Source organism: Mammaliicoccus sp. H-M34 (assembly GCF_022386495.1).
In the GTDB taxonomy this organism is placed as follows: domain Bacteria; phylum Bacillota; class Bacilli; order Staphylococcales; family Staphylococcaceae; genus Mammaliicoccus; species Mammaliicoccus fleurettii.
On sequence record NZ_JAJNIK010000001.1, the window covers coordinates 107,974 to 128,289 of the forward strand.

Sequence of the window (20,316 nt, forward strand, 5' to 3'; positions counted from 1 at the left end):
GCTATTTACTTTTGTATAGAGTAACTTTATAATTAAATGTGAATAAGAAAGTAAACACAGAGGGGGTTCTTAAGAAGATGGATAAAGTTTATAAAACTCTAGGCTTCTGGACTGCTATATTTGCTACAATGTTTTATGTCGGAGGAATGGACATGATGGCGTATTTCTTTGTAGCTCAGACAGGATTTTTCGTATTATTGGGATACTTAAAATTAACAGAAAGAATGTATATGTATATATTCGCTATTTATTTAGTATTATGTTTTGTTGGATTTACATATTATTCAACATTCTTATTAGAGCCAGGCTTCGGTCATCATTAAAAAAAGCATTACACATTATGTGTAATGCTTTTTTATTTAACTAAACCCATTTAAATATGGATTTGTCATTTCTTCTTCAGAAATAGTTGATTCGGGACCATGTCCTGGAAAAATTGTAGTATTGGGATCTAATTCTAATAATTTATCTTCAATTGATTTAATCAAAGTTTCAGTATCACCTTTATATAAATCCGTTCTACCTATTCCACCTTTAAATAAAGTATCCCCAACAATTGCAAAATCACCAAAAACGAATGACAAGCTACCTGGTGAATGCCCTGGTGTATGTAGAGCTTCAAACTCAAACTCTCCTATCTTGTGAGTTCCTTCATCCATTACTAAAGGTACTGTATGTTGTACAACTTGAGGTAATTGATATGCTGCGAATTTTTTAGATCCATTTTTCACTGTATCTGTTAACCATGATTTTTCTTCTTTATGAACATATACATCGACTTCATATTTTTTAACGACATCATCAATGCCACCTATATGGTCAAAATGAGCATGTGTAAGTAGAATACCACTTAACTTTTTATTGAATTTCTCTATGCGTTTGTTTATAAATTGTCCATTATCACCCGGATCAATTACTAGCAGTTCCTTATCTCCTTCGATAATATAACAGTTAGTTTCAACTATTCCTAAAGCATAACTATGTACTTTCATTGTATTTCCTCCTCTTTTTTTAAAAAGTACCTCGACAAAATCACATATTAATTATACAATTAATATGATAATAAAAGAAAACGTATTGGGGGTATTGGAATGCCATTTATCGACACAGGGGAACTATTTGAGTTGTTTGGAATAAAAATCCATATCGGCGTTAATATTTTCTCTTTATTAATGCTTGCCGTTTTTATTCTTGCAATATTTGGTTTGATTTCAGCATTCAAAAACAAAAATATTTTGGGCATTCTTTTTGGTGCAATAACTGTAGTATCTTTTGGCTTTTTCTCATTAGCAACAATATTTACATACGGTTATCCAATTTTGCATCATTAAAGAAAAGACGAGTTTACACTCGTCTTTTTTTATTTGTTTAAATGTCTGTTAACTGATTCTAATTTTTCATTCATTTTTCTTGATTTGTCTCTTCGATCATCAATTCTTATGTTAGTACATACTCTATCCAATCCTTTATTAAATGGACTTTCATGAATTTCTTGAATTACTTCAAATAAATCTTTCAAGTCACCTTCGATTAAAGTGTTCATAGGTGTAAGTTGGAAATCAATTTTTCCAGATTGTTTATGTTTTTCTAAAATCAACTGGATATCTGCAATATATTCGCTCACACTCGGTCCTTCTGTTCCTACCGGTATTACAACCACATCAACGATTGCCATTATTGATTCTCCTTTTCTAGTACATATGTCTTAATAAGGCCAGCTGCACCAATTATACCAGCATCATTGCCTAATTGTGCTACTTCAATGTGCGTATCTTCTTGAGCAGGTTTAAAAGTCATTTCTTCATAATGCTTTTTAATAAATTCGATAAGAATATCTCCAGCTTTACTAACGCCTCCACCAATTATAATATACTTTGGATTTGTCATAACACTAATTACGCTCGCTGCATAAGCTATGTAACCAGCCACTTTATCTATAATAAACAAACTGAATTCATCACCAGCTTTAGCAGCATCAAATACATCTTTAGCCGTTACGTTCTTGCTTGCGATTAATTCATGTAGTCTAGACTTCATATTAATATTTGGATAATAATGATGAACTAAATTTATAACTCCTGTTGCAGATGCAACTGTTTCCAAACAACCTTTTAATCCACAATTACATTGAAACCTTTTCTTTTGATCTACTAAAAAGTGACCGATTTCTGCTCCTGAACCATTATGGCCATGAATTAATTCACTATTGGATACAATTCCACCACCAACACCAGTTCCAAGTGTTATACATACGACATCACTTTCATTTCTTCCTGCACCTTTAAACTTCTCACCTAAAGTTGCTACATTCGCATCATTATCAACATAAACTGGGCCATCAAAATATTGTTGCATAAGTTTTCTTACTTCAATATTTCCTTTCCAATTTAAATTAACTGCACCATGTACAATACCATTGTCAAAATCGATAGGTCCTGGAACACCAAGACCCATACCGATTATATTTTCAATGTCTATATTTTTACGATTCATATGGACCATAAATGAATCGTAAATGTTTTCTAATATACCTTCTCCAGTTCTATTCGTAGAAATTTCCCATTTTTCTTCAATATTTAAAGAACGATCAAATATTCCTAATTTACATGTTGTTCCGCCGATATCTGCTGATAAAATATGTGTCATTTTTTCTCAATCCTTCTTTGGTTAATAATGAGTCTTGCTTGTAAAAATGTGTCTTTATCAATTAGCATAGATTGATACATGGTTTTGATTTCTTGTTCCATCATTTCTAGTTGATCATCTTCATTTTTAAAATAAATGATATATCCAAACTTTTTTAACAATTGTTGTACATCATATAAGTTTTCCATATATTAACTCCTAAATGCAGTTATTTCTTTTTTTAAAGCTTTATAGCGTTTATTATCTTTATCAAGCTTCAATGATTGATTTATAAATTTACTGGCTTTATCATAATCGTCTTTAGCTCTATAACCTAGCGCTAATTGATAATTTAACTGTCCAGATTTTGGAAAAACTTTTAATCCTTTTTCCCATTCTAATATTGCTTCATTTAATGAAGTTTTATTTGCAACAATCAATCCACTTAAAATATATGTTTCATCTGATTCAAAATCTTTTTCTTTTATTTGTTTTACCATTGTTTCAGCACTATCAAAATCACCGTTATTCATAGCATTTTTCGTTAATTCATCATATATATAATGCTGCTGTCTACTAAAAATAACTATGATTAGAATAATAATTAATACTATAAACCCAATGATATAATATAATTTGAATTTATCATGTTCCATCCAACGATATATAATATACATTAGGATAGCACCACCTATAAATCCACCTAAATGTGCAAAATGGTTCACATTATTAATAAATAAGGCTAATAGTGAAATGATTGCAATTCCAATAAAAGTTTGCAATACAAATTGTTTATTTATATTTTTTCTAGTAAATAAGTAAACAATAAATGCACCAATCAAACCAAATATTGCACCACTCGCACCAATCGATATAGATTCTGTATCAATACTCAAAGATACTAATCCTGCAAATAGCCCAGATGCCATGTAAATCGTAAACATCTTGACCGATCCTAATGCACCTTCAATTAATTTACCAAATATAATAAGTGAAAATACATTCATTATAAGATGTGTGAAATTGGCATGTAAGAACATAGATGTTAATAATCTATACCATTCCCCATGTACAACATTAAAATGTACTAGACCACCGTAATCTACTAAATTTATTTGCGCTACTTGATTAAATATTAATACTAAAGATAACCAAACAATCACATTAATTGCTACTAAAATATATGTAACTGGTGAGAATTTCAACATAAAACTATCAATAAAACTGGCATTAAGTAACTTATTTTTATAAGTTGTTACGGCCGATGTCTTGGAGCGTTTAATTTGCTGCTTAGTAATTAAATGCCCTGAAACTTTTTGAAAATCTTCCACATTACTTAAAGCGTAATACCGTATTTTAGGACGCTTATAATGATTAAACTCTGTGAAATCTATTTCTTTATCCGTTACATAGTATATATCTAGTTGTTCAAAACTAAACCCTATACTTTCAATCAAATTGCTTAAATGATCCGTTGTTTTCTCAAAATCAAAATCAACTTCTTGATGTGTCGGGGTCTTATGTATAAATCTTTTAACGATTTTTTTAGATTCATGCGTTAACCAAATTTCTGATTCATCTTCATCAATCGATAAAATGTTAAACCCTTCTGTATATACTAAATAATAAATCGATTTCCACATTTGCTTTATTTTATCCATTTATTCTTCTCCATTTAAAACGTTTGGTAATATAATTTCTTCAACAGGTATATCATGTTCTTCATATTCAAAAGATTTAATTTGGAATGGGTATACTAAGCTAAGCGTATCTCCACTATATTGAGATAAGAACTTATCATAATAACCACCACCATAACCAATTCTATAACCTTCATTATTAAATACTACACCAGGTACAATTATCAAATCAATATTGTCCTCTATTTCTGTTTCTTTATCTATAAATTTAATGCCTTTTTCGTCTATTGCAATTGACTCTAAATCTGTTAATCGCTGGAATTTCATCATTTTTGTGTTGTAATTTGTTGTAGGTACATAAACCTTTTTATTATCCTTTAATATTTTTTGGATAATTGGCAAAGTATCTACTTCATGATCCATGCTCATTACAATAGCTACAGAATTTGCATTTTGATATTTATAGTGCGTATATAATTGTTCATGTAAATTAAAATCATAATCGTCCTTCTGAGACTTTTGTTGATTTTTCATCAAACCTAATATTTCTTTTCTCAAATCTTTCTTCATCGTCATGAGTTTAACACTTCCCAATTATTATTTCATTTTTACCATTTTATACATTTAATGATAACACAAGAAATACTGTGAAAGGTAGTTGTAGGTCTCCTAAAAACGAATAAAAAACACATTACCAAAGCTGGCAATGTGTTCTTGTTCGTTTTACTATTTTGTTTCTCTATGAAGAGTGTGTTTACCGTCACGAGCACAATATTTTTTCATTTCAATTCGCTCTGGGTTATTACGTTTATTCTTTTTAGAGATGTAGTTTCTTTCACCACAATCAGTACATGCTAAAGTTACATTTACGCGCATGATGAACCCTCCTATTCTTATTTCAATTAATATACGACCTTATTATAATACCATCTATGGTTATATAATTCCAGTATTATTTTTCAACGGCTTCATAGTGTTTGCCTGTAATATAATAATAACAGCTTTCACTAATATTTGTAATGTGATCTCCAATTCTTTCTAAATATCTTGCAGCTAAGTGTGCTTGTGCAGAAATGAATGGGTCATTGTCTATTAAATAAGTCGTATTATTAATCTCTTTATACAAATCATCAATATCATCATCACGTTCAATGATTTCTTTAATTAATAATATATCTTTATTATTAACAGCAGTTTCTAGATCTCTAAGCATTAACATAGCCAATTTACCCATTGTTTTTAGTCTCATTAATATAAAATAATCAGTAATTTTAGCTCTTTTTCTAATTTGAGCTATATTAGTTGAGTTATCTGCCATTCTTTCTAGCTCTGAAGCAATTTTTAAAGCTGAAATCATTACACGTAAATCAGTGGCAATTGGTTGCTGTTTTGTAATTAACATAACGACTTTTTCATTGATATCATATTCCATTTGATTAATTTTTTTATCATATGCAATTAGATTTCTAGCATTATCTTTTTTCTCATCACTAAGAACGGAAATGGATTGCTCAATCATATTATAAACTTCTTTGCCAAGTTTAAACAAATCTTCAATAAGTAAGTTTAACTCGCCTTCGTATTTTTCTCTAATAACCATATTAACCAAATCTCCCAGAAATATAGTCTTCAGTTTTCTTATCACTTGGATTTGAGAAAATTTTATTCGTTTCATCAAATTCATTTACATATCCATTTAAGAAGAATGCTGTCTTGTCTGAAATTCTAGCAGCTTGTTGCATATTATGTGTCACGATAATAATTGAGTATTTTGATTTTAAGTCTTGAACAAGTTCTTCAACTTTTAATGTAGAAATAGGATCTAATGCAGATGTTGGTTCATCCATTAAAATTACATCTGGCTCTATTGCTAAACATCTAGCGATACAAATTCTTTGTTGTTGTCCACCAGATAGTCCATACGCATTTTTATCAAGTCTATCTTTACATTCATCCCATATAGCTGCACCTTTTAAAGAACGTTCAACAATTTCGTCTAATACTTTTTTATCCGTAATTCCATGAATTCTTGGTCCATAAGTTATATTGTCGTAAATAGACTTAGGAAATGGATTTGGTTTTTGGAATACCATACCTACATTCGTTCTTAATTCTTCAACACTATATTTTTTATCAAAAATATTTTTATCTCTATAAATGATTTCACCAGATGTTTTAACACTTGGAATTAACTCGATCATTCTATTTAATGTTTTAATATAAGTTGATTTACCACAACCTGATGGACCAATTATCGCTGTTACTTCGTTCTCAGTGATATCAAGATTAATATTTTTTAATGCGTGAAAATCACCATACCATAAGTCTAGGTTATTCGTTTTATATACAATATTTTTATCTTCAACCGCTATTTCTTTATTCTTTGTCATTTCATTTGAAGATATATTTTGAGATAAATCTCTAATTTTTACGTCTGTCATTTTAATGACCCCTCTTCATTTTGATTTTATAGTTTTCTTTGATATTTATTTCTAATGTAAATTGCAACTGAGTTCATAAGAATTAATATTACGAGTAGAACAATAATTGCTGCTGATGATACAAATTGGAATTCGGCTTGTGGCAATTTAGCCCAATTGTATATTTGCATCGGCAATGCTTGGAATGATTCAAAAATACTATTTGGCGTTTTCATTAATATTGCAGGTATACCTATTACAACCAATGGTGCTGTTTCACCAAGAGCTCTTGACAACGCAAGGATTGTTCCTGTCAAAATACCTGGTATAGACGCAGGTAATACAATATTTTTAATCGTTTGCCATTTAGTACTTCCTAAACCTAATGATGCTTCTCTAATCGAAGAAGGAACTGATTTAATCGCTTCTTGACTAGCTACAATTATTATAGGAAGAATCATTAATGACATTGTTAAAGCAGCTGCAATAACTGTTTTGCCTAATGATAAATTCTCAATCCCTGCTCCACGAACAAATATCGTTAATCCTAATAAACCAAATACAACTGATGGTACACCAGCTAGATTCGATATATTTACTCTAATAAATTTCGTAAACCAATTTTCTTTTGCATATTCAACCATATAAATTGCTGTACCCACACCTAAAATAATTGATATAGGTGCAATCGTCATCATTAGCCAAAGTGTTCCTATTAAAGCACCTTTAATACCAGCTCGTTCAGGTGAAGTAGAAGAAAAGTTAGTGAAGAAATCAGTACTTAGATAAGGAATCCCTTTTTTAAATATGTCAAAAAGCAGTATAGCTAATACGATTAATCCAATTAAGGTACATACAAAAAATATCGATTTGATTACTTTATTTTTCAATAATCTCGTTGGTAATTTTTTTTGAACAACGGTTTGATCAACTAAATTCACTTCTGACATATTAATACTCCTCTCTAAAGCGCTTAGTAATCCACTGAGAAATAATATTCATAATGAAAGTGAATATAAACAATGTGAAACCAACCGCATAAATACTATAATAAATATCCGAACCATATGTTGCGTCACCAGTAGCAACTTGAACGATAAATCCTGTCATCGTTTGTATTGAACCAATTAAGCTAAAGCTTGAATCTGGTGTACTACCAGCTGCTAATGATACTATCATCGTCTCTCCAATTGCTCTTGAGATTGCCAATACAATAGATGCAATAATCCCTGATAAAGCTGCTGGAAATACAATTTTTGTAGCTAGTTCAAATTTTGTTGCACCTAAACCAAGTGCACCCTCTTTAATCGATTCTGGCACTGAACTCATAGCATCTTCACTCATACTTGTAATCATTGGTATAATCATGACCCCCACAACTAAACCAGGACTAATTGAGTTAAAGCTACCTAAATCAGGGAATATCCCTCGTAATATAGGTGTAACAAATGTTAAGGCAAAGAAACCATACACAATTGTAGGAATACCTGCCAATATTTCTAAAACAGGTTTAATCAATCTTCTTGATCTGTCTGAAGCATACTCACTTAAATAAAGTGCTGCTCCTAATCCAACTGGTACTGCAAATATAGTAGCAACAGCAGTAACTTTTAAAGTACCTAATATAAGAGCGAATATTCCATATTTAGGATCAGAAGAAAATGGTGCCCAATCCTTAGTAAATAAAAATTCAAATGGATTTACTCTTGTAAAAAATGTTACCGTTTCAGTAACTAGTGTAAACAATATCCCGATTGTTGTAAGTACAGAAACTGAAGCTATTAGTAATAAAACAATTGGAACAGCTTTGTCAGCAAAAACTTTCCCTTTGTTATTATTATTTCGTTTTATAAGTTCCTGTACTGAACTTTGTTCTTTCATAAAAATAACTCCTTCATTTTGAAAAAGGGCGACAATTAAGCGCCCTTTGTATTGATTTATTAATGATTATTTTTTAAACTTTTCTAAAGTTTCTTTGTCTTTTTTGTATTCTTCATCTTTCAATGGAACGTATCCTGCATCTTTAGCAGCATCAGCTGAGTTATCAATAACATATTCCATGAATCCGTAGAATGCATCGTTATCTTCTAATGATTTATTCTTCGCATATACGAATAGTGGTCTACTTAATGGGTAAGAACCGTCATTAACAGATTCATCAGTAGGTTCTACTGCTTTACCTTTATCACCTTTAATTTTCACTGCTTTAAGTGAATCTTTATTTTCTTGATAGAAATTGTATCCAAAGAATCCGATAGAATCTTTGTTATCTTGTACAGATTTAACAATTACGTTTGTATCAGCATTTTTCTCTGATTGAAGATCTTTTTCATCTAATACTTCTTCACTAAAGAAGTCGTATGTCCCGTGTGATTGGTCAGGAGAAAAGGCTTTAATTTTTTTATCTGGGAATTTTGAATTAACATCTTTCCAAGTTTTAGCTTTCCCGCTATAAATTTTTGCAAGTTCGTCCATGCTTAGTTCTTCTACAAAGTCATTGTCTTTATTAACTGCTACAGTTAAACCATCTTGAGCAACTTTAAACTCAGTATAATCAATTTTTTCTTTTTTTAATTTTTCTTTTTCTTCATCTTTAATATCTCTAGATGCATTTGAGAAATCTGTCTCACCCGCGATAAATTTCTCAAATCCTCCACCTGTTCCTGATACACCGATTGAAACTGAAACATCAGGTTGCTCAGCAGAAAAATCTTCATTTATTTTTTCCATTACTGGTGCAACAGTAGATGAACCGTCACCTTTAACTTCACCACTTAATTTTTTATCATCTGAAGATTTAGTATCCCCTGAACCAGATTTTTCAGCTGCTCCACCACAAGCTCCTAATAGAAGTGCAGAACTCAAAGCCGTTGTTGATCCAATTAATTGCCACTTTTTCATGTTAAATCCTCCTAATTAATAACACCTTAATCTTTATTACACCTTTACTTTACATTTTCTTTATTAAGTACAAATAAATTGAATGTAAATTTTGTGTTAACATTTTATGTAAACGTTTTAATTTAACGCAAAAAAACTGAGACAATTACATTGTCTCAGCCTTATCATTATATCTGTTATTATTTTTTATCTTTAAAATAGTAATTTATAATATCTCTACCTAAATCTCCACCTGGTAACCATGGTTCTGGTACTGGTTGATTTGTGTAAGTTATTGAGAATGATAGTTCTGGATTTTTTGCTGGAGCATAACCAACATAAGTAGAATTTACTTTTGGTTTTCCATCTTTAAACACTTCAGCTGTACCTGTTTTACCTGCAGATCTTACAACAGTATCATTAAAACTAGAATATCCAGTTCCTTCTTCTTCATTAAATGCCATATCAAAACCTTTTTGTACTTGTTTGATTTCTTTATCACTATTATTTACTTTGTTCATCACTTCACCTTTAAAAGACTTTTTAATAGGTCCAAGTGAATCTTCATTTGTAGAATTTCTTATTTCTTTAGCTAAGTGTGGTTTTAACCTATATCCATCATTAGCAATTGTTGCTGCATATTGGGACAGTTGTATTGGTGTATAAGTATCAAATTGTCCAATAGCTAAATCAATATAGTTACCTGGGTTATCTTTAATAGGTTCTATTTGACCTGCTGACTCGTTTGGTAAATCAATACCTGTTTTTACGCCTAATCCAACTTGATTAAGTCCTTTACGTAATTTTATTCCAGCTTGTTCAACATCTGTTGGTAAAGACATACCGTTTCTATACGGTGAATCTGCTAGTAAAAGTGCTGTTTTATACATGAATACGTTTGAAGAATGCATTAATGCTTCAGCATCAGTTATTGTCTTTTTACCGTCTTGGTTGAAATAAGAACGTTTAGTTAATCCACCATTGAATTTCAATGGTTCATCGACCATTGTATCTCCAACATCTAAAACGCCATTTTGGTAACCCGTAAGTAACGTTGCACCTTTAACTGATGAACCTACCGTATATTGACTAGTAAAGTTACCGATATGATTATCAGTAATTTCTCCGTTTTCATCAATATCTCGACCCGCCATCGCTAAGACGTCTCCATTTCTTGGATCTTGTACAACTACCATAACTCTATCCATATCTTTTGCGCCTTCACTACGCAATGACTCAATATGCTTATCTACATACTCTTCTACTTTTTTCTGTAAATCAATATCTATAGTTAATACTAAATCATTACCTCTGGATCCTTCTGATATTACTTCTGAACTTGTAATCTTTCCAGATTTATCTGTAACGTATTTCATTTTTTTCTTAGAACCCTTTAATATATCTTCGTATTGATATTCTAAATATGATTTACCTACTCTATCATTTCTAGAATAACCTTTAGCTAAATAATCATTAACAAGCTCTTTTGGTAATCCTTCTTCTTTACTAGATACATTACCAAATAATGTTCTTAAAGTTTCTCCATATGGATATCGTCTTTCCCAATCCATAGTTGTATTAACTCCTGGTAGTTCTGATAAGTGTTGTGATACAGCTGCATATTCATCATTTTTCACACCTTCATTTTTTATAACTACAGGGCTAAGTTGAGAGCCTCCATTCATTTCTCTAAAGATTGCCAGAATTTGCAAATCTTTTTTTGATAGAGTATTTGTATATTTAGAAGTAACTTTGTTATATAGTGCTTCATCATATTCTTCCTGGCTAATATTGCCATCTGAGAATAAAGCTTGTTCATCCTTCATTAATTTTTGAACTTCATCTTGATTTCTTAAAATCCAAAAGTCTTGTTTATCTCGAACCGTAATATTTGATGTGTCCATCTTCATTAAATGGGATAGTTTTTCAGCGATTTCTAAAATATCATCCTGACTTGTTCTTCTATCTCTCGTATATGTAATTGCTTTTTTAGATTCGTTATCTACTAAAACTTTGCCATTTCTATCATAGATACGTCCTCTAGGTACGGATTCATTAACTGTAATTGATTCCGTACTATCAATTGTCCTTTTGTATTCTCCACCTTTAACAATTTGCAAGTAACCTAAACGCATTATGAGTACAGAAAACAATATGACTACAACTGCTAATATAAGACTTACTCGTTTGTTCATTAAAAGGCGAAATGCTTCTTCTTTAGATTTCTTTTTTACTCGTTTCAACAACTAAACCTACCTTTGTAACTCTATATTAATAATTTCATCATATATGATTATGACGTACATTGCTATTGATAAAGTTAAAATTTTATAAAAAAAGCCGAGACAATAAAATTGTCCCGGCCTCTATTAGATAGTCGAATTATTTTGCTGCTTGATATAATTCGTTAACTTTATCCCAATTAACAACATTCCAGAATGCATTAATGTAGTCTGGACGTCTATTTTGATAGTTTAAGTAGTAAGCATGTTCCCAAACATCTAAACCTAATACTGGAAGTTTACCTTCTGAAATAGGATTGTCTTGGTTTGGAGTTGAAACGATTGCTAATTCACCGTTATCTACAACTAACCATGCCCAACCTGAACCGAAACGGCCAGCTGCAGCAGCTGCAAATTCTTCTTTGAATTTGTCTAATGAACCGAATGTAGAACTAATTGCGTCAACAACTTCTCCTGAAGGTTCAGAAGCATTTGGAGTTAATAGTTCCCAGAATAATGAGTGATTATAATGTCCGCCACCATTGTTTTGAACTGCAGTACGAATATCGTCTGGAACTGAATTTAAATTCTTAACGATGTCTTCGATAGATTTACTTTCTAAATCTGTACCTTTAACTGCATCATTTAGCTTTGTTACATAAGTGTTATGGTGTTTCGTATGGTGAATCTCCATAGTTTCTTTGTCGATGTGTGGTTCTAATGCATCATATGCATATGGTAATTTTGGTAATTCAAAAGCCATAAAAAATCATCCTCCTCATTTGTTTTACATACTTATCTTATCAAGATTAAAGTTTTATAACAAACAATTTGTTTATATAATATTTAAAAAATTTTGTTTTCTAACTTATCATGTTGCAACTCTTGTTTTTTATCATTATTATTGAGTCAAGAAGAGGTGAAATTATGCAGTACATGAAAGAACTAAAAAGGTTATTTAAACACCCTAATAAATATCCTATGTTCAGAATAACTAAATTAAGATACATATTTCTACATATTCTATTACTCAGTTTTATATTAATATTACCTAATACAGTTCAATACATACAAATCACTCAAAACTTATCCACCCTAGCAAATGAACAAGTAGATGAAATACCTAATTTTAAAATAGAAAATAACAAAATGATTTTATCTTCTGACAAAAACATCAAAATGAACGATAAACAGTCCATTATTTTCACAAGTTCTAATCAATTTAATATGGAAGCTAATCATCTTATCGTTTTCAAACCTGACCATATTGAAATATCTAATTACAATGACTATACCGAAATCAGTTACGGTTCTTTATCAACTGTTGTCACTGATCAAGACGATTTAATTAAGTTCATAGATACGATCAATGATTCCAAGTACTTCTATTTAAGTATGATAATTGTATTCTTATTAATAATTCAATTTATCAGTCTATCAATTAAAATTGGTATTCTAGCGTTAGCAGGTCATTTATTAGGTATGTTACTTCGAAAGAAAACACGATACATGACATGGTTTAAAATGATGACATTTATAATAACGCTTCCAACTTTAGTACTCTTATTAGGTATAGTTGCGTCGAATACTTTATTAATGATTGTTTCATGGTGTATAATTGTGATTGGTATTCTCATAACAGTATTTTACTTACCAAATGGAAAGAAACATGCTAATGTAAAATAATAAGCAAATATATACAAAGGAGTCTTATCATGTCAGAAATCATTCATCGTACTAAAACTAGGCCTGTTAAAGTTGGGGATTTAACGATTGGCGGTTCAGATGAAGTCGTTATTCAAAGTATGACTACTACAAAAACATATGATGTCGAAGCAACAGTAGCAGAAATTAAACGTTTAGAAGAAGCTGGTTGCCAAATTGTTCGTGTCGCTTGTCCAAACGAAGAAGACGCATATGCAATTAAAGATATTAAAGCTCAAATAAACATTCCATTAGTTGTTGATATTCATTTCAACTATAAACTTGCTTTGATTGCTATTGAAAATGGCGCAGATAAGATTCGTATTAATCCTGGAAATATTGGTAGACGAGAAAAAGTTGAAGCGGTTGTTAAAGCGTGTAAAGAAAAAGGGATTCCTATTAGAATTGGTGTCAATGCTGGATCATTAGAAAAGCATATTATTAAAAAATATGGTTACCCTACCGCAGATGGTATGGTTGAAAGTGCCTTGCATCATATAAAAATACTAGAAGATCTAGATTTTCATGATATCATCGTTTCAATGAAAGCCAGTGATGTTAATCTAGCCATAGAGGCATATACGAAAGCTGCACAAGCTTTTAATTACCCATTACATCTTGGCATTACAGAAAGTGGTACGCTTTTCAATGGTACAGTTAAATCGTCTGCAGGCTTAGGTGCAATCTTAAGTTTAGGTATAGGTAATACTTGTCGTATTTCTTTATCAGCAGATCCAGTAGAAGAAGTTAAAGTAGCAAAATCACTACTTAAAGCATTCGGTTTAGCAAGTAATGCTGCAACATTGATTGCTTGCCCTACTTGTGGACGTATAGAAATAGATTTAATATCTATAGCTAATGAAGTAGAAGAATATATCTCTAATCTTCAAGTGCCTCTTAAAGTAGCCGTTCTTGGATGTGCAGTAAACGGTCCAGGAGAAGCAAGAGAAGCCGATATAGGTATTGCTGGTGCTCGAGGTGAAGGCCTTTTATTTATGAAAGGTAAAACAGTTCGTAAAGTACCAGAAGAAACAATGGTAGACGAATTAAAAAAAGAAATAGATAAACTTGCTTTAGAAATGGAACAAAATAAAGAAATTCAAAACTCATAAATATAATGTTTGAGGCTGAGACAATTAATTTGTCCCAGCCTTTCATTAAATAATATATAAAGGTGATTTTTATGAACCAAAAACCAAGACTAGGAATAGATATAGATGGGACTGTCACTTGCCCAAAAACATTTGTCCCTTATTTACAAAGAGACTTTAATGAACAATTGAAATATGAAGATATTACAGAATACAATTTAGCAAATGTCTTAAATTGTGAAGAAGAAGAAATGCTTAACTGGTTTAAAAACAATGAATCATATATTTACCAAAACTCTCCTGTTGCAGAAGGAGCTAAAGATATTTTAAGCCAACTTCAATATCAATATGAACTATATTATATAAGTGCCAGGCATAACTATTTAGAAGACATAACAAAAGAATGGTTTAATTTGCATAACATACCATTTGATCAAATTACATTAACAGGTAGTCATAACAAATTAGAAGTAACTAAAAATCAGAATATAGATGTATTTTTTGAAGATAAATTAGACAATGCTGAAGATATCAATCATCAATTAAATATTCCAGTATTTTTATTCGACACACCATATAATCAAAAAGAACTTCAATCTGGTATATATAGAATAAACAGTTGGCATGAAGTATCTCCATTATTAAATAAATTATAATAAATCATTTAGTTAACTCTTAGAACTACCATTTGAATGTCGACAAAGTCTTAGACTTTGTTGGCATTTTTTATGCGCATGCTTTCCGCGGGCATGTTCTCAGCCTGTAGTCTTCGAATCATGCTTTTCCCGCAGGAGTCAGCTCTAAAAAATGCCAAACATTAATTAAATGTTTATTATATAGTTGGGATTCATTCAAGAACTGATTCTATGTTTAATAATCTAGTTATTAAAAAAACAAACTGTAGTTGCATATAGATCCACCTTTTTTCTATATAAAAAATAGATATTGAGAACGATTTTGTAAGTGCGGACGCCTGAGGGAATAGTATGTGTGAGAGACTACAGGCTCGAACCATACCCCTAGGCAAGCATGTACGTACAAAATCGTAAGATATTAAAAAATAAGCATATCACTGTAAACTAAAAAATCAGTTAAGTGATATGCTTATTTATTTTATACTGTTTTACAATTCTCACATTTACCATATACCTCAAGTTTATGTGATGAAATTTCTACGTTTGGTAGTTGTTGCTTTATTGAATCCATTGGACAGAAATCGATGACTTTTGTTGTTCCACACGACTCACATATAAAGTGATGATGGTGATGGCTTTGACATGAAATACGAAACTTCATTTCACCGTCAATTTCAGTACTTTCAATTATATTTAAATCTTTAAATAAGTATAAATTACGATAAATTGTATCGAAAGACAAACCTGCATAATCATCTTTTAAAGCTTCTTGTATATATTTTGCTGTTATATATTTATCTTCGTTAACGAATAAAGAAATGATATCACGTCGTTTATTTGTATACTTATGACCATCATTCTTCAATATTTGAATGGCTTCGTCTACTTTCAAGATGATAGCCTCCTTTTTTTATCAATACTTTACTATATGCAATACTTGCAAGTAATTCTATAATTAACAATCCTACTATAATACCTCCAGGTGAAATATTCAAATAGAAGGAAAGTATCAGACCAACAATGACAGATAATTCACCAAATATAATACTTAGTGCAATTAATTGTTTAAATCCTTTCGCAAGTCTCATACTAGTAGCTACTGGCAATGTCATTAAACTACTTACAAGTAATATCCCTACTACTCTCATTGAAGCCGAGATAACCAATGCAACAATAACTATAAATAAGAGTTGAATCCATTTAGGCATCCCTATTACTTTTGAATATTCTTCATCAAAAGATAGTACGAAAAGTGATTTATACAATAACATGACAAAAATTAACACGATTAAAGTAATAATAATGATTGTAAATAAATCACTCATATTTACTGCGCTAATAGAACCAAATAAATATCCAAATAAATCTTGGTTAAATCCATTAGCTAATGAAATGAAGATTACACTTACACCAATACCACCACTCATAATAATCGGTATAGCGATTTCTTGATAATGTTTATATTCAGTTCTTAATTGTTCAATGAGTAAAGCACCAGCTATTGAAAATATAATACCGAACCAAATCGGGTTAATGGAAGCAAACAATGGACTAATACTCATTAAGAATAATCCCATTGAAATACCACCTAAAGTAACATGGCTTAAAGCATCTGCAATAAGCGATAATCTTCTAACTACAATAAATGCACCGATTAGAGGTGCAATTAAACCAACTAAGACACCACTTATAAATGAATATCTTATAAAATCAAAATTTAAAAACGCATCAATCATTCTTTAAACACCCCACATATAGGAGGTTTAAAGAACTTATATTATTAAAGTACTCAATCTCACTTTCCATATACTATCTCCTTACCGATACTTATCTACTAGTTCTATTTATTTAACGAGCTCTTCTAATTGTTCTTCTGCACAGCAATCACGATCATGTTGGTGATCAACAAATTGTACTGGATGTCCATAAATTTTAGATATTGAAACTTCATCAAGTGATTTGAATGATTCACTTGTCCCATGGAAATGAATATGTTGATTTAAACAAGCAACTTTACTTGCTGTATCAGCAACGACACCAATATCATGTGTTACGAGTATAATTGTTATGCCTTCTTGTTTTAATTGTGTAAGTAGTTGGTAAAATTCTGATACGTGTCTTGCATCTATACCAACTGTAGGTTCATCTAATATTAAAATGCTAGGCTTAGAAATTAAAGCTCTCGCTATGAATGTTCTCTGTTGCTGTCCACCGGATAGTTGTGCGATATTCTCGTTTTTAAGTTCGATTATATTTAATCTTTCTAATATTTCATCGACTTTTTTCGCATCTTCATTATTAAACCATTTGAACAAACCTTTATTTTTAGTTAATCCACTCATGACAACTTCTTTAACAGTTGCAGGAAATCCTGAACTAAACGCATTAGATTTTTGTGAAACGTAACTAATTTTTTCCCAAGATTTATATTGATTTATTTTTTTACCACTTATGAATATATCACCTTTTTGTAAAGGTAAAAGTCCTAATATTAATTTAAGTAAGGTTGATTTCCCTGAACCATTCGGTCCTACTATTGCTAGAAAATCACCTTTATAAATTTGTATATTGATATGGCTAAGCGCCAATTTATTTGGATAGCTATAACTTATATCTTTTAATTCAAAAATTGGTGTTTCTTTTTCCACATTCATCACCTCGTCAATAGATTACTATACAATGAAAATGGATTAATGTAAATAGGAATGTTTACGAATAAAAAAAGGAATGCTATTAATTTAGCATTCCTTAAGTATTATTTATTGATTAAAAATTTTATCTTTTAAATCTGGATCGAAAGTACCATTTTTAATCATTTCAATTTCGTATTTATATGGTGGTTTTTTATTCTTTTTATCATCACCTACATAAGGTGTTTCTAAGATTTTTGGAACATTAGTAAAGGCTTCATGATTAACAATATAATGCAATGCATCATAACCTAAAGAACCAAATCCAATGTTTTCATGTCTATCTTTTTTAGCACCTTGTGGGTTTTTACTGTCGTTTACGTGAAGGACTTTTATTCTATCAATACCGACGATTTTGTCGAATTCGTTTAATACACCATCAAAGTCTTCTTTAACGTTGTAACCAGCGTCGTTAGTATGACAAGTGTCAAAACATACTGATAATCTTTCATTATGATCTACACCATCAATAATTTGTGCAAGTTCTTCGAATGTTTTACCACATTCTGAACCTTTACCCGCCATTGTTTCTAATGCTATACGAACATCGTTATTATTCGTTAAAACTTCATTTAAACCTTCAATAATTTTTTTAATACCTTTTTCTTCTCCAGCACCTACATGAGCTCCAGGATGAAGTACGATATCTTTAGCTCCTAAAGCTTCAGTACGTTCAATTTCAGATTGTAAGAATTCAACACCTAAATTAAATACTTCAGGCTTTGTAGTATTCGCAATATTAATGATATATGGTGCATGCACAACAATATTTGATAAACCGTATTCTTTCATTGCTGCTTGACCATTCTCAATATTTAAATCTTCAATTTTTTTACGTCTGGTGTTTTGAGGTGCGCCAGTATAAATCATAAATGTTGAAGCATTATAACTTGCCGCTTCTTCCGCTGCTTGAAGCAACATCTTCTTACCACTCATTGATACGTGTGATCCGATTAACATATATGACACCTATCCTTTTCTGCTTTGTTTTTTAGTTCTTTTAGAATGTGCTTTCTTTTCTTTGAATTTCAATTCATCTAATTCACGTTTGAATTTCTTCTTATAACCAGGTTTAACTTTATTTTTGTTATTTCTTTTAATTTTTTGTTTAAGCGATTTCTCAATATTATCTTCTTTTTTAACACGTCTTGTTCTATTTTGACGATCTTTTATTTCTACAAATTCGTCATTTTTAATATCAACATGTTTAAGTTTATAATTATTCTTCTCAATTTGAGTTATTAGATCATCTTCGTCTGGTGTATATAAAGTGATTGCTACACCTTTATAGTCACCACGACCTGTTCTACCTACTCTGTGCGTAAAGAAATCAATCTCTTTAGGTAAATCATAATTAATAACGTGACTAACACCTTCAATATCAATACCTCTTGAAGCTAAATCACTTGCTACAACAAATTCAAAATCTAATTGTTTAATACGTTTCATTTGTTGTGTTCTTTCTCTAGGTGTTAATCCACCATGAATAACACCAACTTTATATCCTTCTTCAGATAAATGAGCGACTAATTCATCAGCTCTATCACGACTATTTGCAAATATAATTGCTAAATAAGGATTTATAACTTTCATAACTTTTAAGATTTTTGTTTTTTTCTCTTCACCTTTAGTAGGAATTAAGTAAAAATCAATATTATCTTTATTTGAAGATGCTGTTTCAATTTCAACAAATTCAGGATTGCTTAAATATTTATTTAAGAAAGGATGTAATGCTTTAGGAATCGTTGCACTAAATACGGAAATTTGTGCTTTTCCATCTAATCTACTCGCAACACTATCAACCTTAGGCATAAATCCTAAATCAATCATTAAATCTGCTTCATCAATAACAACTGACTTAGCTAAATGTAAATCTAAAGCTCTTTCAACAGCCATATCATCAATTCTGTTTGGCGTTCCTACAACTACATGTGGTGTGTTTTTAGATTTATCAATATCTCTCGATTTATCAGTTCCACCAATATATAAGCTTACTTTAACACCTGTTTTAAATTGTGCCAAATGTGATGCAGCGTCATATAATTGTTTAGCCAACTCTCTCGTTGGAGCTAAAATAATTATTTGTGGTTCTTTTATATCAACATCAATTTTATCAAATAATGGTAATAAAAAGGCGTGAGACTTACCAGTACCAGTCTGAGATTGACCTATAATATTAGATCCTTTTTTAATCTTAGGTATAACTCTACGTTGTATTTCTGTCGGCTGATCAAAGTGTAAATCTTCAACTGCCTTTACTAATTCATTTTCTAACTGAAAATGTTCAAACGGATGCTTAGACATAAGCGACCCTCCTCGTTTCTTTTTCACTTCATACATTATATAGTAAATACGTAGTTTATGATAGGCTTAAAGATTTATTTTGAATTTTTATTTAGTTTCATTCAA

Annotated in this window: 24 protein-coding genes; 5 read left to right on the plus strand and 19 right to left on the minus strand. The window is 30.7% G+C overall.

The features are described from left to right. Positions 1-77 precede the first annotated feature (77 nt). Positions 78-323, plus strand: a complete 246-nt coding sequence (locus LQ608_RS00550) for a DUF2626 family protein (protein WP_078356555.1) — start codon at positions 78-80, stop codon at positions 321-323. 36 nt (positions 324-359) lie between these two features. Here the strand turns inward: LQ608_RS00550 and LQ608_RS00555 are convergent, their stop codons facing one another. Then, a complete protein-coding gene (locus tag LQ608_RS00555) occupies positions 360-992 on the minus strand; it encodes an MBL fold metallo-hydrolase (protein ID WP_239749174.1) in 633 nt (210 codons plus the stop codon). 99 nt (positions 993-1,091) lie between these two features. Here LQ608_RS00555 and LQ608_RS00560 point away from each other — a divergent pair, with 99 nt between their 5' ends. Then, a complete protein-coding gene (locus LQ608_RS00560; RefSeq protein WP_078356553.1) occupies positions 1,092-1,331 on the plus strand; it encodes a DUF2759 domain-containing protein in 240 nt (79 codons plus the stop codon). Positions 1,332-1,360: 29 nt separating this feature from the next. Here the strand turns inward: LQ608_RS00560 and LQ608_RS00565 are convergent, their stop codons facing one another. From LQ608_RS00565 to LQ608_RS00625, 13 genes are all read right to left on the minus strand, one after another. Continuing rightward, entirely contained in the window at positions 1,361-1,675 is a 315-nt protein-coding gene (locus LQ608_RS00565; protein ID WP_078356552.1) for an MTH1187 family thiamine-binding protein, read from the minus strand. Next, the gene (locus LQ608_RS00570) at positions 1,675-2,646 is read right to left on the minus strand and encodes an ROK family glucokinase (RefSeq protein WP_239749175.1); all 972 of its coding nucleotides are present in this window, start codon (positions 2,644-2,646) and stop codon (positions 1,675-1,677) included. The genes LQ608_RS00565 and LQ608_RS00570 overlap by 1 nt, the downstream gene beginning before the upstream one ends. Next, positions 2,643-2,834, minus strand: coding sequence for a YqgQ family protein (locus LQ608_RS00575; RefSeq protein ID WP_078356550.1), 192 nt, complete (start codon positions 2,832-2,834; stop codon positions 2,643-2,645). The genes LQ608_RS00570 and LQ608_RS00575 overlap by 4 nt, the downstream gene beginning before the upstream one ends. Positions 2,835-2,837: 3 nt before the next feature. Further along, the gene (locus LQ608_RS00580; RefSeq protein WP_078356549.1) at positions 2,838-4,286 is read right to left on the minus strand and encodes a rhomboid family intramembrane serine protease; all 1,449 of its coding nucleotides are present in this window, start codon (positions 4,284-4,286) and stop codon (positions 2,838-2,840) included. Then, positions 4,287-4,841, minus strand: coding sequence for a 5-formyltetrahydrofolate cyclo-ligase (locus LQ608_RS00585; RefSeq protein ID WP_239749176.1), 555 nt, complete (start codon positions 4,839-4,841; stop codon positions 4,287-4,289). It lies immediately after the preceding gene. Positions 4,842-4,991: 150 nt separating this feature from the next. Then, the gene (rpmG, locus tag LQ608_RS00590) at positions 4,992-5,141 is read right to left on the minus strand and encodes a 50S ribosomal protein L33 (protein WP_016911879.1); all 150 of its coding nucleotides are present in this window, start codon (positions 5,139-5,141) and stop codon (positions 4,992-4,994) included. Positions 5,142-5,217: 76 nt separating this feature from the next. Beyond that, positions 5,218-5,865: a phosphate signaling complex protein PhoU gene (phoU, locus tag LQ608_RS00595; protein ID WP_078356547.1), complete on the minus strand. Its 648-nt coding sequence runs from the start codon at positions 5,863-5,865 to the stop codon at positions 5,218-5,220. Position 5,866: 1 nt separating this feature from the next. Further along, positions 5,867-6,655, minus strand: coding sequence for a phosphate ABC transporter ATP-binding protein PstB (pstB, locus tag LQ608_RS00600; RefSeq protein WP_239749370.1), 789 nt, complete (start codon positions 6,653-6,655; stop codon positions 5,867-5,869). Positions 6,656-6,732: 77 nt separating this feature from the next. Beyond that, positions 6,733-7,635, minus strand: coding sequence for a phosphate ABC transporter permease PstA (gene pstA, locus LQ608_RS00605; protein WP_239749177.1), 903 nt, complete (start codon positions 7,633-7,635; stop codon positions 6,733-6,735). Between the two features lies 1 nt (position 7,636). After that, positions 7,637-8,566, minus strand: a complete 930-nt coding sequence (gene pstC / locus LQ608_RS00610) for a phosphate ABC transporter permease subunit PstC (protein WP_078356544.1) — start codon at positions 8,564-8,566, stop codon at positions 7,637-7,639. Positions 8,567-8,632: 66 nt separating this feature from the next. Beyond that, positions 8,633-9,586, minus strand: a complete 954-nt coding sequence (locus tag LQ608_RS00615) for a PstS family phosphate ABC transporter substrate-binding protein (protein ID WP_239749178.1) — start codon at positions 9,584-9,586, stop codon at positions 8,633-8,635. A 179-nt stretch (positions 9,587-9,765) separates the two neighbouring features. Further along, a complete protein-coding gene (locus LQ608_RS00620) occupies positions 9,766-11,811 on the minus strand; it encodes a peptidoglycan D,D-transpeptidase FtsI family protein (protein WP_239749179.1) in 2,046 nt (681 codons plus the stop codon). A 136-nt stretch (positions 11,812-11,947) separates the two neighbouring features. Continuing rightward, on the minus strand, positions 11,948-12,550 hold the full coding sequence (locus LQ608_RS00625; protein WP_078356541.1) for a superoxide dismutase: 603 nt from the start codon (positions 12,548-12,550) through the stop codon (positions 11,948-11,950). Between the two features lie 164 nt (positions 12,551-12,714). On the opposite strand from LQ608_RS00625, the gene LQ608_RS00630 reads away from it, so the two are divergent. From LQ608_RS00630 to LQ608_RS00640, 3 genes are all read left to right on the plus strand, one after another. Then, positions 12,715-13,473: a DUF1189 family protein gene (locus LQ608_RS00630; RefSeq protein ID WP_239749180.1), complete on the plus strand. Its 759-nt coding sequence runs from the start codon at positions 12,715-12,717 to the stop codon at positions 13,471-13,473. Between the two features lie 29 nt (positions 13,474-13,502). Continuing rightward, the gene (gene ispG / locus LQ608_RS00635) at positions 13,503-14,603 is read left to right on the plus strand and encodes a flavodoxin-dependent (E)-4-hydroxy-3-methylbut-2-enyl-diphosphate synthase (protein ID WP_078356539.1); all 1,101 of its coding nucleotides are present in this window, start codon (positions 13,503-13,505) and stop codon (positions 14,601-14,603) included. Positions 14,604-14,674: 71 nt separating this feature from the next. Beyond that, positions 14,675-15,238 carry a 5' nucleotidase, NT5C type gene (locus tag LQ608_RS00640; protein ID WP_239734386.1) on the plus strand — a complete coding sequence of 188 codons (564 nt, stop codon included), beginning with the start codon at positions 14,675-14,677 and terminating at the stop codon, positions 15,236-15,238. Between the two features lie 457 nt (positions 15,239-15,695). Here LQ608_RS00640 and LQ608_RS00645 read toward each other — a convergent pair whose 3' ends face one another. From LQ608_RS00645 to LQ608_RS00665, 5 genes are all read right to left on the minus strand, one after another. Continuing rightward, a complete protein-coding gene (locus tag LQ608_RS00645) occupies positions 15,696-16,109 on the minus strand; it encodes a Fur family transcriptional regulator (protein ID WP_239749181.1) in 414 nt (137 codons plus the stop codon). Next, entirely contained in the window at positions 16,072-16,953 is an 882-nt protein-coding gene (locus LQ608_RS00650; protein ID WP_078356536.1) for a metal ABC transporter permease, read from the minus strand. Before LQ608_RS00650 ends, LQ608_RS00645 begins: the two co-directional genes overlap by 38 nt. Positions 16,954-17,061: 108 nt before the next feature. Then, positions 17,062-17,865 (minus strand): metal ABC transporter ATP-binding protein, encoded by an 804-nt coding sequence (locus LQ608_RS00655; protein WP_239700818.1) that lies wholly within the window; start codon positions 17,863-17,865, stop codon positions 17,062-17,064. A 111-nt stretch (positions 17,866-17,976) separates the two neighbouring features. Further along, positions 17,977-18,867, minus strand: coding sequence for a deoxyribonuclease IV (locus LQ608_RS00660; protein WP_239749182.1), 891 nt, complete (start codon positions 18,865-18,867; stop codon positions 17,977-17,979). A gap of 9 nt (positions 18,868-18,876) precedes the next feature. Further along, on the minus strand, positions 18,877-20,211 hold the full coding sequence (locus LQ608_RS00665; RefSeq protein ID WP_078356533.1) for a DEAD/DEAH box helicase: 1,335 nt from the start codon (positions 20,209-20,211) through the stop codon (positions 18,877-18,879). Positions 20,212-20,316 lie beyond the last annotated feature (105 nt).